General features: G+C 70.4%; 11 protein-coding genes. 2 read left to right on the top strand and 9 right to left on the bottom strand.

Annotated features, from left to right (window positions below; all coding sequences use genetic code 11):
- Positions 1–59 precede the first annotated feature (59 nt).
- Positions 60–446 (bottom strand): SCO5389 family protein, encoded by a 387-nt coding sequence (locus ABZ664_RS31065; RefSeq protein WP_350941753.1) that lies wholly within the window; start codon positions 444–446, stop codon positions 60–62.
- Positions 447–509: 63 nt separating this feature from the next.
- Positions 510–1472: an ATP-binding protein gene (locus tag ABZ664_RS31060; RefSeq protein WP_362517590.1), complete on the bottom strand. Its 963-nt coding sequence runs from the start codon at positions 1470–1472 to the stop codon at positions 510–512.
- Between the two features lie 796 nt (positions 1473–2268).
- On the opposite strand from ABZ664_RS31060, the gene ABZ664_RS31055 reads away from it, so the two are divergent.
- Positions 2269–3696, top strand: coding sequence for a hypothetical protein (locus ABZ664_RS31055; protein WP_362517587.1), 1428 nt, complete (start codon positions 2269–2271; stop codon positions 3694–3696).
- 64 nt (positions 3697–3760) lie between these two features.
- Here ABZ664_RS31055 and ABZ664_RS31050 read toward each other — a convergent pair whose 3' ends face one another.
- Both ABZ664_RS31050 and ABZ664_RS31045 read right to left on the bottom strand, forming a co-directional pair.
- On the bottom strand, positions 3761–4321 hold the full coding sequence (locus tag ABZ664_RS31050; protein WP_362517584.1) for a hypothetical protein: 561 nt from the start codon (positions 4319–4321) through the stop codon (positions 3761–3763).
- A 326-nt stretch (positions 4322–4647) separates the two neighbouring features.
- The gene (locus tag ABZ664_RS31045) at positions 4648–6033 is read right to left on the bottom strand and encodes an LCP family protein (protein ID WP_362517581.1); all 1386 of its coding nucleotides are present in this window, start codon (positions 6031–6033) and stop codon (positions 4648–4650) included.
- A 237-nt stretch (positions 6034–6270) separates the two neighbouring features.
- On the opposite strand from ABZ664_RS31045, the gene ABZ664_RS31040 reads away from it, so the two are divergent.
- A complete protein-coding gene (locus tag ABZ664_RS31040) occupies positions 6271–7173 on the top strand; it encodes a hypothetical protein (protein WP_362517578.1) in 903 nt (300 codons plus the stop codon).
- On the opposite strand, the gene ABZ664_RS31035 is transcribed toward ABZ664_RS31040, so the two are convergent.
- Genes ABZ664_RS31035 through ABZ664_RS31015 form a run of 5 tightly spaced genes read right to left on the bottom strand, consistent with a single transcriptional unit; the run spans position 7131 to position 12705 of the window.
- Positions 7131–8141: an NAD(P)-dependent oxidoreductase gene (locus tag ABZ664_RS31035; protein WP_362517575.1), complete on the bottom strand. Its 1011-nt coding sequence runs from the start codon at positions 8139–8141 to the stop codon at positions 7131–7133. The two genes, ABZ664_RS31040 and ABZ664_RS31035, sit on opposite strands and share 43 nt — an antisense overlap.
- Positions 8134–9891, bottom strand: a complete 1758-nt coding sequence (locus ABZ664_RS31030) for an AMP-binding protein (protein ID WP_362517572.1) — start codon at positions 9889–9891, stop codon at positions 8134–8136. The genes ABZ664_RS31035 and ABZ664_RS31030 overlap by 8 nt, the downstream gene beginning before the upstream one ends.
- Positions 9891–11018, bottom strand: a complete 1128-nt coding sequence (locus ABZ664_RS31025; RefSeq protein ID WP_362517569.1) for a cytochrome P450 — start codon at positions 11016–11018, stop codon at positions 9891–9893. The genes ABZ664_RS31030 and ABZ664_RS31025 overlap by 1 nt, the downstream gene beginning before the upstream one ends.
- Positions 11015–11746: a glycosyltransferase gene (locus ABZ664_RS31020; protein ID WP_362517566.1), complete on the bottom strand. Its 732-nt coding sequence runs from the start codon at positions 11744–11746 to the stop codon at positions 11015–11017. The genes ABZ664_RS31025 and ABZ664_RS31020 overlap by 4 nt, the downstream gene beginning before the upstream one ends.
- Positions 11746–12705 carry a ketoacyl-ACP synthase III gene (locus tag ABZ664_RS31015; RefSeq protein ID WP_362517563.1) on the bottom strand — a complete coding sequence of 320 codons (960 nt, stop codon included), beginning with the start codon at positions 12703–12705 and terminating at the stop codon, positions 11746–11748. The genes ABZ664_RS31020 and ABZ664_RS31015 overlap by 1 nt, the downstream gene beginning before the upstream one ends.
- Positions 12706–13141 lie beyond the last annotated feature (436 nt).

Below are 13141 nucleotides of genomic sequence, written 5' to 3'. Positions count from 1 at the left end.
AGACCGGTCCGGAGACCGGGATGAGACCGGGGAAGGCGGTCCGCTTCGGAACGGGGACGTCAGCAGTCGACGAGCTCGGGCGACTGGTTGAGGATCTGCGACCTGGCGGTGACGAACTCCGCGTGGGCGCCGGTGGCGGTCGGGTCGAAGACGGCGACCCGGTGGCAGTTCTGGAAGGCGAGTCTCACCCCGAAGTGGCGCTCCAGGGCGCCGCGCATGGCGTCGCTGGCGAGAGCGCGCAGGAGTTGGCCACGAGCGGCCTCGTCCGGCGGGGGCACCGTGTTGTCGGCGAACTCGGCACCGGTGTCCTCGCGCTCCTTGACCAGGCCGCTGATGAGCGACCAGGCGTAAGGAAGGGAGTCTCTGACACAGGTGACGAATGCCGCGTCGTCCACCTCACCGGCCTTGGCCTGGTCGAGAAGATCGTTCGAAACGGTCAGCGACATGCTGCGTTCTCCTCACAGAAGGGGATTCATCAGACACTAGGTCGGGCCTACCGATCGCTCCACCTAGCGGGAGAGCGACACTCGTGTGGGCCCGAAGACGAAGCCGGGGTCGATCTGGGCCGCCAGGTCCTCGCCCGTCGCCCTGTTCGCCCAGGCCTTCGCGTTGCGGAGGTGGAACTGCACCGCCTGGCGTCCGAAGCGGAACCAGTCTTTCTCCTGGCTGTCGAGACGGTCGAGAAGCGTGCCCAGGGCTTGGGAGTTGGCCGGTTCGAGGTCTTGGAGAGTGAAGGGGTGACCCTGCTCCATCGCGCGGATCGCCGAGGAGTGCTCCAGGCAGACCAGCAGGTCGTCGCCGACCTGATCGCGCAGGAACGCCACGTCCCCGGGGCCGTGGATCTTGTTGCCCACCACCGCGATCGGCACGCCGTAGTCGGCGGCGTAGTCGCGGTACTGCCGGTAGACGCTCACGCCCTGACGGGTTGGCTCGGCCACCAGGAAGGTCATGTCGAAACGGGTGAAAAGCCCCGAGGCGAAGGAGTCGGCCCCGGCCGTCATGTCGACCACGACGTACTCGCCCGCACCGTCGAGCAGGTGGTTGAGGTAGAGCTCCACGGCGCCGACCTTGGAGTGGTAACACGCCACCCCCAGGTCGTCCTCGCTGAACGGCCCGGTGACCATCAGCCGGGACCCCTCCGGCGTGGCGACGGAGAATCCGGTGTGGATCGGGTCGTCCTCGTCGAGGCGGAGCAGCCGCGAGCCTGAGCCCGGCGGGGTGGTCTTGACCATCGCGGCGGCCGAGGAGATGCGGGGGTTGTCGCCCCGCAGGTATTCCTTGATCTCGGTCAGGTGCGAGCCCATCGGCCTGGGCAGCGCACCCTCGGCCAGCCCCAGTGCCATGCCCAGGTGCTGGTTGATGTCGGCGTCGACGGCCACCACGGGACCGCCCCGGCTCGCCACGTATCTCGCGAACAGCGCCGACAGGGTCGTCTTGCCGCTGCCGCCCTTGCCGACGAATGCCACCCTCACAACAACGATCCAATCTGATTATGAAAATCATTTCAAGACCTCGGAGGGCCCATCATGCCACGACGGGCGGGGGCGCGTGACGCGTATCGCGGGGAAGAGGGAAGGCGTGCTCGCGTCGCAAATATCAATAAAGGTGATCTCTCATGACAAATATCGGCGAAAGGTGCGAGGAAAAACGTCTGCCATGTCATGACCGGTGCCAAAGATCCGCTGTTACCGCTTCGCGGTCTCCTGTACGGACTCGACAACCGGCTTGGGGATCGGCGGGGCGGATGTTTGCCATCGGCGCCGATGAGATCCGGCCAGTCCGGGTATCCCATCCCGAGTTGGTTGATCTTGACCCCCCGGTGAGATCGTGGACAAGGATCAGCAAGGGGCTCTGGTGGCACGTACCGGTACCTGGTCGCGTCGCGTTTCCGAACGGCGGGTTCCTGAACGGCGGTTCTTCGAGCGGTGGTTTCCCCGCGGGAGGTTTTCCCCGCGAGGGATCGGTGGATTCGCCGCGTGGAGTGTCGCGCTCGCGGTGCTCGTGACGCCGTCGCTCACTCTCGCCGCATCCCGGACCGGTGTGGCGGAGGTGTCCTCGCCGTCCGTCCGAGCGGAGACCCTGACTCCCCGGACGACGATGGACGGGAGGTCCTCGGCTGAGCGGGTCGCGAAGAAGAGGGAACCCTCGTCCGTATCCGCGGGGAAGGAGCGCGAGGTGTCCTCGCCCGCGTCCGTTGCGGGAAGGCGGGCCTCCGTGTTCGCGGCGGGGAGGCGGGCTTCCGCGTCCGTGACCGGAAGGCGAACTCCCGTGTTCGTTGCGGGAAGGCGGGCTCCCGCGTCCGTGGTGGGGAGGCGGGCTTCCGCGTCCGTTGCGGGAAGGCGGGACGCGCGGGGGGCCTTTGGCGGCGAGAGTCGTACGGCGGGGGCGGGAGAGCCGGAGGTCAGGATCACCAAGACGGCCTCGCCCGTCCTCGCGAAACCCGGCCAGAAGGTCACCTACACCGTCGAGGTGCACAACACCGGTGACATCGCCCACCCGGGCCTCACCTTCACCGACGACCTGTCGGGGCTGCTCGACGACGCGAGCTTCGACCACGACCAGTCGGCCACGTCGGGCACGGTCTCCTTCGCCGAACCCAGGGTGGCCTGGACCGGTGACGTGGCCGCCGGGCAGACGGTGACGGTCACCTACGGGGTCACGGTGAACGACCCCCCGGCGGGGGACCTGCGTCTCTCCGGCGAACTGGTCGGGCCCGAGGGCTCCAACTGCGAGGCCGGGTCGGCCGATCGCGCCTGCGGAAACCTCGGCGGGATCGGCCTGCCGCTGCTGTACGTCCTCATGACCGCCGGCAGCGAGGCCGCCGACCCCGGCCAGACGGTCGCCTACACGATCACCGTCGGCAACGTCGGCAACGCCACCTATCCCGGTGCCACACTCACCGGGGAGCTCTCCAGGATCCTCGACGACGCGGTCTACAACGGCGACGCGCGGGCCACGAGCGGCACCGTCTCGTACGGCGCGCCGAAGCTGAACTGGGCCGGGGACATCCGGGTGGGCGAGACGGTCACGGTCACCTACAGCGTGACCGTCGGTACTCCCGCCACCGGGGACGGGGTGCTGGACAGCGCCGTCCAGGCCCTCGGGGGTGGGACGAACTGCCCGGACCCGGTGCCGTGGTCCGCGAGGCGTGCCGCACCCGTCCCCGGTACGGGCCTCGGCTGCGCGCAGCGGGTCGCCGTACGGAGGACGACGGGCACCGGGACGCTCGGGCCCGAGGATCGCGAGGTGGGCTCGGCGCCGGTGCCGGCTCCCGGCTCGGTACCCGCGCCCGAGTCGGACTCCGGGCCGGTGCCGCTTTCCGGGGCGGATTCCGCGCCGGTGCCGGTTCCCGAGTCGGACTCCGCGTCGGCGTCGGTTCCCGGGGCGGATTCCGCATCGGTGCCGGTTCCCGAGTCGGACTCCGTTCCCGGTTCTGTGTCCGCGCCGGTTCCGGTTCCCGGCCGGGAACCGGAACCGGCGCCCGCGCGGGTGCCGGAGCCGGTCTCCGACCCGTCGTGTATGCCGGGCCGGGGGCGGTCCTTCTCGGTCCCCTGTCTCGCCGGTGGGCCTCGCGAGGTGTCGGCCGGCCCCTCGTTGCCGTTCACGGGTCTGCCGCTCGGGCCGGCCCTGGTGGGACTCCTGCTCTCCGGCCTCGGGTTGGCCCTGCGGCTGCGTACCCGGCCAGGGAGAACCTAGCCGGGTACGGGCCGGTCGGCGTAGAGGTCGGCGCGGACCTTGGCCGGGCGCTCGTGGCGCCGGATCAGACCGGTCGGACCCGGCGACCGCGGCGGAACAGGAACACGGCGGTGGCCAGCCCCGCGGCGGCGGCGGAGGCCAGCGAGACGGGCAGGACCCAGGCGGCCGTCTCCTCCGGTGGGGTCACGGTGTTGATGTCCGTGGCACAGGCCAGTACGGGGCCGGTGGCGCCCCTGCGAGCGCAGGCCGTCGTCGCCAGGTTCTGCACCGTCGCGCCGGCCACCGCGCCCACCCGGGCGCTCACGTGGACGACCGTGTCCTTCTCGGGCGGGACGTTCACCGTCCACGCCACCTTGCCCTGCTCCACACGGCCTCCGGCGTCGGCCTTCACGAAGGTCATCGACGGCGGCAGGGACTGCACCAGGAGGACGCGCTTCAACCGGTCGCCTCCCTGGTTGCTGAGACGGAGCGTGTAGGTGTTCTCCGCGCCGGGCGTGGTCTCCCTCGCCCCGTCGTCGAGGGAGATGGAGACCGAGGGGACCGGATCGGCCCAGGCGAGTGGCCATCCGACAGCGGGTGCGGCGATCGCGGCGAGCAGGCTCACGCTCGCAAGGTGGTGTTTCATCCTCTAACCTCCGTTGTCACGCTAAGTAATCACTCCATAACAGCATTCCGACCCTCGTGGGCGCTCTCAACGCGCCGGACACGGCGCTGGGCCTGTCATCCGTGAGGTCGTCGGTGTACTGGCTCGTTGACCCCCTGGCCCCTGGCCCCGGTCTCCGGTCTCCGGCCTCTGGTCTCCGGCCCCCGGTCCGCTGGCCCCCCGGCCTCCGGCCCCGGCCCGCTGGCCCTCGGTCCGCGGTCAGTTGGTTCGCCGGTTCGTTGCTCGGCCGGTTCTCTGCTCCGTCGGGGCGTTCGGGCCCAACGAGTTCTCCGGCCTCGGCCGGTTCGTCAGTGGCAGGCGGAATCGAGGACGACGGCCTTCGTCTCGGCGTGCTCGCCCGCCTTCCCCTGGTCTCCGGCCTGTGCGGCGGATACGGAGCGGGGCGGGGCGGGTGGCGCAGCCAGGGTGGCGATGACCTCGTGCCTGATGAGGTGGTAGTCGGGCGCACCCGAGTAGATGAGCGGGGGGACGAACTGGAGACTCCTGATCCTGGAGTTCTTCACCTTCTCCGCCAGTTCGACCAGGTCGGGCAGCAACTGCCGAGGTATGTCGGTGGAGATGGTGTCGACGGCGGCGGCGGCCAGTTTCTCGAAGCTCCTGAAGACCGTCACCGGGTCGGCCTGTTTGGCGACGGCGTTCAGCAGGCACTTCTGGCGGCCCATCCGCACGTAGTCGTCACTGTAGGTGCGGGATCTGCCGTACCAGAGCGCCTCCTCGCCCGAGAGTTTCCGCTTTCCCGCCTCGATCAGGCCCTCGTTCTGCCTGCCGTACACGATGGGATCCTTGATGCGGACGCGTACACCGCCCATCGCGTTGACGATTTCCACGAAGCCCCTCATGTCGACCATCGCGTAATAGGGAATGTCGAGGCCGAGGATGCCGCCGATCGTTCTTTTCAGAAGCGTCGGGCCGCGGTGCCGCTTGCTCTGCCGGGGAACCATCTCGGGATAGTCCTCGGCGTACTGGTAGATCTCGTTGAGCATGCCCGGTGTGTACGGCGGTTCGCCCTGGAAACCGTAGGGAAAGCGCTCGCGGGCCGGGCCCGGCGGCATCGGGACGTTCTCCAGGTTCCTGGGCAGGCCGAACAGTACCGTGTCTCCGGTCCTGGGGTCGATGCTGGCCACGGTCATGCTGTCGGTGCGTACGCCGATCCGGTTGGCCGCCGCGTCCGCGCCGACGAGCAGGATGTTGAGCCGGTCCACGTCCTTCCACGGGTCCACCGGGATCGGCGCGACGCTTTCCGCGAACACCGAGGTCACGACGCCGTGCGAGATGTAGGCCAGTTTGGCCGCGTAGATCATCGGAGCGACCACCAGCGCGCATATCACGCCGACGCCCGCGGCGGAGAGGTACCGGGCCGCAGGTGACGCCGCCTTTGGTCGCACCAGCAGGTGGGAGCGGATGGTCACGGTGACCGTCACGCCGGCGACCAGCATCGCGGTGAAGGCGAAGACCCAGAGCCAGGAGGGTTGTACGGCGAGGGAGAGCAGGGAGGGGCCGGCGGTCAGCACGGCGGTCGCGGCGGCTGCGGCGAGGATCAACTCGATGCCCATCAAGATGGCACCGGTCAGGCGGCGGCCCACCCAGACGTGGGCCAGACCCCACAGAACGGCTGAGCCCAGTGTCAGTGCCAGGCTCGATCCGACGCCCGTTCGCCCCGTATTGCCTGCCATAGCCGTGACATCTCCCGTCCGTCAGACCAATACGTCGCAGGTTAGTAACGGTTTTCGGTTGAATCGGCTATGTGGTTGTTCGACGCGCTGAGGGCGACGGGTCAAGGTTTGTAAACCAGATTTCGCCGTCTGGATGACATTGATCTCCAAGTTCACGTCAAAAAGATGCCCTAACTGGTTTTGCCTGGCAAAAGCGGGGATTTCCAGGTAATGCGGTCAGGGAAGTCCGTACGTACGGTGATCGGCTCGATTTTGATCGTGCTCGGATGCCTCCTCGCCCCCTTCGCCCTCACCGCCTACTGGGCGGCGAACGAGATCGCCGATCCCGACCGCTACATCAAGAACGTCGCCCCGCTGGCCGCTCACCCGGATGTCAGGAACGCCGTCACGGACCGTGTCACCGACGAGGTCATCGTGCGGCTGCGCGCGCTGGGCGTCTCGGTCGGCGGGGAGGTCGTCCGCGAGACGGTGAGGTCCGGCGTCGACAACGACTTCGCCGTCGCCTGGGTGGAGATCAACCGGCAGACGCACCGCAGGCTCTTCGCGATCCTGGGCCACGCCCCGAATCCCAGCGTGGCGGACGGCGGCGTCGGCTACGACCTCGCCCCGGTGTACGAGCTGGTCAAGCGGAGGTTGGAGATCGTCGGTGTGGGAGACGCCTCGCGCCTGCCCAGTACGCACCCCGTCACCCTGCTGCTGCCCACCTCCGCCGTTTTCGTGATCGACAATTTCTACGACAGGCTGATCTCGCTGAAATGGGTTCTGATCGGTCTGTCACCGGTACTGATCGTCACGGGAGTGTTTTTGCCCCATGACCGGTACGTCGCTCTGATCGGCGCCGGGCTCGGCCTGGCCACGAGCATGCTCGCGCTGGCCGTCGTCCTGTCCGTGATCCGCAACGTCTACCTGCCCGCTTCCGCCACCGGCGGCATGTCGTACTCCGCCGTGGCCGCGATATTCGACGCGCTGACCACCTTCCTGAGGGACGGCCTGCGCGTGCTCTTCACACTGGGCCTGCTCGTGGCGGGGACCGCCTTCGTCATCAAGGGCAAGCGCGTCCGTTCCAGGTTCGCGGCCGCGGCGCTCGAAGACCACCGTCACCAGTCCGCGGACCCCTCGAAGGACGTCTCCGAGGGGTGATAGCCGAGCCGGGTGCGCGCGGCGGTTATGTCGAGGGTCCGCTCGACGGCCAGGTGGCCCGCGGCGTAGCGCGTGAGCCGGGGCGGGCGCGGGCGCCGGAGCAGCCGTGACACGGTCTCGGCGACGGCGGCGAGGGGATCCGCCAGCGCGAGCGGCAGATAGTACGGTTCGGCGTCGATGCCGCGCTCTGCGAGGATCGCGCGCAGGGCGTCGTCGAGCACGACGGGTTCGGCGTCGGTCACGTTGAAGACGCCGTGGTCGACCGGACCTTCTGCGGCGAGCAGGCAGGCCTGGACCAGGTTGTCCACCGAGGTCAGGCTGATCCGCTGGCGCCCGTCGCCCACCGCGAGCAGCCTGCGGCCCCTGACCGCGCCGAGGACCCGGGGAAGCAGCGTGGTGTCCCCCCTGCCGTAGATCGCGTGCGGTCGCAGGATGACCGCCCGTTCCAGGCACCTCTCCGCGGCGGCCTTCGAGGCGCCGTACGCGTTGGCGTACCGCCCGGCCGGGGCGGTGTCCTCGGTGGCCATCACGGTCGGCCGGAACGGATCGTAGACGCTCGCCGTGCTGACGTGCACGAACCTGGCGCCGGGGAAGGCCGCGGCGGCGTTGCGGGTGCCGTCCACGTTGACGGCCCAGATGTCACGTGGCGGTCCCCAGTCCGTGACGCTCCCGGCGCAGTGGATCACCACGTCCACCTCGCTCGGGGGTGTCGCGGGCCGGGGGGTGAGGAGGTCCCACGACGTGTACGGAGCGCCGCCGAGGTGCCCGGCGTCCACAGCGGGTCGCCTGCCGAAGGCCCGCACCGTCCAGCCCCGCACCACGGCCGCCCGGCAGACCGCGCCTCCCACGAATCCGGAGGCGCCCGTCACCGCGACCCTCGGCCGCCCGCCGGGCCCGATGGGGCGCTCAGCTGCGGCGAGGTGCTCAGGTATGGCGGGTCGCTCAGCTGCGGCGGGTCGTTCAGGCACGGCGGGCGACCAGGTCTCGCAGGGCGGCCCGGTCGAGCTTGTCGGCCCGTCCCGAGCGGGGGAAGGCGTCGAGCGGCTCGATACGGTCGGGCAGGGCCGCGGCGTCCACGATCTCGGGAAGCGCCTTGCGCAACAGGCCCTCGTCGTAGCCCTCCGAGGGAACGACGGCCAGCACGACCTCCTCGTCCCCGGTCTCGGGGTCGGAGAGCCCGACGATCGCGGCCTCGGCGACCCCGGGCAGCGCCGCGATGCCGGACTCGTACAGGCCCGGGTAGATGTTGACCCCGTCGCGAAGGATCATGTCCTTCTTCCGGCCGAGCAGCACCAGCCGGTCCCCTTCGAGCCTGACGAGGTCGCCGGTCGCGACCTCCCGCAGCGGCTCCTCGCCGAGATAGCGCCACGCGAGGTGGGGGCCGGAGACGAACAACTCGCCGTCCTCGGCGACCCGGACCCCGACGCCGGGCAGGGGCTCCCCGAGCAGATCCCCCTCGGCCTGGGCCAGCTTCTCGCGGGCGGACGCGATCGCGATGGGGAGCGCCTCGGTCATCGCGTATACCGAGAGGACCTCGGGCCCGGCCTCGATCGCGCGTCGGAGCACGCCCGGCGGGGCAGGAGCGGCGCCGAGCAGGAGGTAGCGGAGGGTCCCGGGGAGCCTGGGGGTCTCGCGCAGCAGTCGATCCAGGTGCACCGGCACGGCGAAGGTGTGGGTGGCCCGCCGCGCGGCCAGTTCCGCGGCGAGGTCACCGCCCCCGGGCAGGGACCAGGTCGCCCCGGCCAGCAGGGCGGGGAGTCCGAGCATCAGCTGGTCGGTGTGCACGACGTCACCGGGACCCAGCGGGAACGCGCTCCTGAACATCTCCAGCCCGGCCGCGAGCGACCCCCGGGTGTGCACCACCCCTCGCGGACGCGCGGTGGTCCCCGAGGTGAAGATCACCGCCGCCGATTGGTCCGGATCCGCCCCGTACACCTCCCGGCCGGGAACGGCGGACGATCGTCGCAGGACGCGGGAGAGCCGCAGCGCTCCGCGGGGCACTCCTGGCAGCCACGGCCCCGTGTACAGGTGACGGACGGGGTGGCCGGGAAGCGGGTCCGCGAGGTCGGGCAGCAGCAGCCCCCGGCGGCGGGCGAGGCGCCTGAGCGGGCCGCTCAGGGTGTAGAGGAGGGACTCGCTGATCACCCATGCGGGCCGGGTCGCGGCCATGCGGGCCGCGAGCACGTCGGGGGCCAGACCGGGGTCCGCGAGGACGAGCGTCCCGCCCGCCGCCACCGCCCCCAGCGCCAGCGCCACCGCGTCCACCCCCGGCCGCACCGCGAACAGCACACCGTCCCCCGGCCGCATCCCGTCCTCGGGCCGGACCCGGTCTTCTACTCGCACCGGGTCTTCCGGTTGTGTCCCGCTCTCCGCCCGCGCCCGGTCTCCCGGTCGTTCCCGGTCTTCCGGCCGTGTCCGGTCTTCCGGCCGTGTCCGGTCTTCCGGCCGTGTCCGGTCTTCCGGCCGTGTCCGGTCTTCCGGCCGTGTCCGGTCTCCCGGCCGCGCCCGGTCTCCCGGCCGCGCCCGGTCTCCCGGCCGCGCCCGGTCTTCCGGCCGAGCGTCGTTCCCCGGCCGGCCTCCGCCCATCGCGTCGCGGACCGCGGACACCCGACGGGCCAGCTCGCCGTAGGTGATCTCCCGGCCCCGCCCGTCGACGATCGCGGTGCGCCCCGGCTCCCGCTCGGCGATTGTCATGATCCCGCTGACGATGTCGTTCACTAGGCTCCCGCCCGGCCGATCCACAGATGCTCGTACGTGGGAATGAGGACCCGTCTGGCCGCCCGTCGCCGCACGACGCGCACCCGGTGGGAGAGCAGGACGGAGGCCACCGCCCGGATCTCCGCGAGGGCGAGCGGGTAGCCGATGCAGAAATGCGGGCCCGCGCCGAACCAGAGCCTGCGCAGCTCGGGCGGGTGGGTGCGGGAGGGGTCGAACGGGCCGTACGCCCTGGCGCAGTTGTGGGTGACGATCAGGACCCGGTCGCCGGGGCGTACCGCCGTGCCGCCGACGTGCGCGGCGGCGGCCACCGAGCGCAGCATCAGCGGGGTCGGCGTGGTGACCCGCATCGCCTCCTCGATGACCCTGTCCAGGTCGCCGACCTGGGTGCCGTGGTCGTGCAGGAGGGCGACGAGCCGGGGGACGAACGTGGCGACGGTCTCGGTACCGGTCAGGAAGAACGCCCCCGCCGCGCCCCGCGCCTCGGCCACGGACAGTCCCTGCGCCCGCATCCGGCCCATCACCGTGGACTCGTCCCCGGCCTCGTAGGCGGTCTGCGCGATGTCCCCGATCCGGTCCAGCACCCGCCTGGCGACGGCCACCTGCCGGTCGGACAACCGCCGCGAGCGCAGCGAGACCATCGAGACGACCCGCTCCCCGTCCGCGAAAAGTTCCCTCGCCCGCGCCTCGGAGACCTCGCCCAGCCCGATCACCCGGCAGATCACCGCCCCGGCCATCAGCCGCATGGCGTCCACCAGGTCGACCGTCTCGCCCTTCCCCAGGCGGGCGGAGAGATCGTCGAGCGGTCCACGGAGCACGTCCTCCACCAGCGAGGACACGTACCCGGTGGTGAACAGCGGCATCAGTTTCCTGCGGAGCGCGAGGTGGCCGGGGCCCTCCATGTTGAGCAGTACGGAGGGGCCGAGCACGGGCGTCCACAGGTCGCCGGGCGACCCCGGCCCGTCCTTGCGGAACCGCTCGTCCATCAGCACGGCCCGCGCGACGGCGGCGTCGTTGACCACCACTCCCAGCCCGGGGACGCGCACCACGGGCCCGAGCCGGGCCAGCAGCCGCATGAGCGGGTAGGCGAAGGGGTGGGCGGCCAGGTAGAGGCGGGTCTCGTGGTTCACCGGACGTCGATCACTTCCGGCCGGTAGTGGTGGTCGGCGTACCAGGCGAGGGTGCCCGCGAGGCCGTACGCCCGCAGCCTGCGTACGGAGCCGAAGACCACCACGTCACGGCGCGAGGCGTACGCGGGGGTGAGGGCGCGCACCTGGTTGACCAGGGCACGGTCCTCGTGGACCTCCTCGATCGCGGTCCTGGGGAAGCCGCCCGCGCGCTCGTAGAGGTCCGCGGTGATGGCGAGGGTGGCGCCGGGCATCATCACGTACGGGCCCAGGTAGCGCGGGTCCCTGTTGCCGGGCCGGAAGCGGCCGAAGGTCGCCGCCACCTCCACCACGAACGGGATGAGGTGACGCTCCCAGAACTTCAGCCGGAACTCGTCGGTCCTGGGCCTCAGCTGCCCGCCGACCATCTCCAGCCCGTCGTCGAAGGCCCGCCGGATGTTGCGCACCCAGTCGGGGCGGGGCAGGCAGTCCGCGTCGGTCCTGGCCAGGTGGGTCGCCCCGTGCGCGATGGCGTGGCGCATGCCGGTGTCGGAGGCGGCGCCCGTGCCCTTCCGAGTCTCGACGACCACCTGAACACCGTGCCGCCGTACGACCTCGGCGGTGCCGTCGGTGCTCGCGTTGTCCACCACGAGCAGCGTGAAGTCCCGGTCGTCCTGCTCGGCCAGAGCCCGCAGCGTCGCCTCGATGCCGGGGGCCTCGTTGTAGGCGGGAACGATCACCCAGAGGTCCATCACATCTCCGCCAGCATCACACCGGTACTGATCCCGCCGCCCAGCCCGAGCAGCGCCACCCGGTCGCCGGGTCGCCAGTCGCCCAGGGTGAGCTGGAGCGGCAGCGTCGTCGAGGCGCAGTTGCCGTGCTCGGGCAGGCTGACCACGAGCCTGTCCCCTGGGATGTCGAGCACCTCGGCCAGGAAGCGCAGGTAGGGCAGCGCCACCTGGTGCACCGCGACGACGGCGAAGTCGTCCCAGGTCAGGCCGGTGCGCTTGAGGGCGTTGAGGAAGATGTCCGGGCCGATCGCCTCGAAGGCGTCCTTGAGCCTGCGCCCGTCGCCACGGAAGTAGGAGTACTCGAGGTCGCGGGGGTGCGCGGAACCGCCTCCGGGCAGGGTGCCGATCGCCCAGGACGTGGAGTCGGCCGCGAAGTCGCGGTAGAAAATGCCACGTTCCAAGTCGGCGGCGACCGTGACCGCGGCCCCGGTGTCCGACAGCGTGTAGCCGGCGAAGGAGTCGACGAACTGCGCGCGGTCCCTGACCCGCCACCGGATCGCCCGCGACGGGATCTCGCCCGAGCAGACCAGCACCTTGCGGTGTGCCCCGGTCAGGATGAGCGCCTCGGCGATCTGGATCCCGTTGAGCATGCTGTTGCAGGCGTTCTTGACGTCGAACACCGGGCATGAGAGTCCCAGTTTGGCCGCCACGATGTGCGCGGTGGCGGGTTCGATCATGTCCTGCGAGGCCGACGCGAAGACGAGCAGGTCGACGTCGGAGTGGTCGAGTTCGCGGGCCGCCTCCGCGGCCAGGTCCGACGCCTGCTGGTCGTCCCTGGCCACGTGGCGGCGCCGGATTCCGGTCAGCCGTTCGACGACGCCCCTGTGGGGCGTGTAACCCTCGATCCGCCGTTCGACGTCCGCGCTGGACACGGTCCGCTCCGGCAGATACGTCGCGACGCCCGTGATCCGGGCTTTCATTGATCTCCTTTTATCCCTGAACAGTGTCGAGCCGAACAGCGTCGAGCCGAACAGCGTGAAGTCTCGACATGCTCGCGCAATGTATCTAAAACACGGTGTTTTGTCCTGGTCATGCGAGAAAGACGGGCAAACATGGACGAGAGATCACATACCTGCACAAGCCGGTCGTGAAGACGGCATCGCGCCGTCCTGTCATGCCGTCCTTCCGCACCGCGCTCCCACGTCGTCCGTTCGCGCCGACACGAGTTTCATGATCGATAAAGGGGTGGTGGATCTTTTCCTCAAGGTCAAGGCCGAGGACAGGAGTTGGAGAACACCGCCGGGCCGCCGGGCACCACCTCGGGCCGAGAGCCGCGGCTCCGCCGGGTAGTTTGACGAACCCCTGTCGCGGCAGAGGACCCCATAAGATCTTTTTTCGTGATCGACCGGAATGACC

The sequence above is a fragment of the Streptosporangium sp. NPDC006930 genome (assembly GCF_040635605.1).
Classification (GTDB): domain Bacteria; phylum Actinomycetota; class Actinomycetes; order Streptosporangiales; family Streptosporangiaceae; genus Streptosporangium.
Note: the sequence above shows the minus strand (reverse complement) of the source record. Positions and strands in the feature narration are given on the sequence as shown.

Coding starts and splice junctions, on each gene's coding strand:
- ABZ664_RS31050 (WP_362517584.1), bottom strand. CDS start 4,321: ATGAAACACCACCTTGCGAGCGTGAGCCTGCTCGCCGCGATCGCCGCA.
- ABZ664_RS31065 (WP_350941753.1), bottom strand. CDS start 446: ATGTCGCTGACCGTTTCGAACGATCTTCTCGACCAGGCCAAGGCCGGT.
- ABZ664_RS31045 (WP_362517581.1), bottom strand. CDS start 6,033: ATGGCAGGCAATACGGGGCGAACGGGCGTCGGATCGAGCCTGGCACTG.
- ABZ664_RS31020 (WP_362517566.1), bottom strand. CDS start 11,746: ATGGACCTCTGGGTGATCGTTCCCGCCTACAACGAGGCCCCCGGCATC.
- ABZ664_RS31015 (WP_362517563.1), bottom strand. CDS start 12,705: ATGAAAGCCCGGATCACGGGCGTCGCGACGTATCTGCCGGAGCGGACC.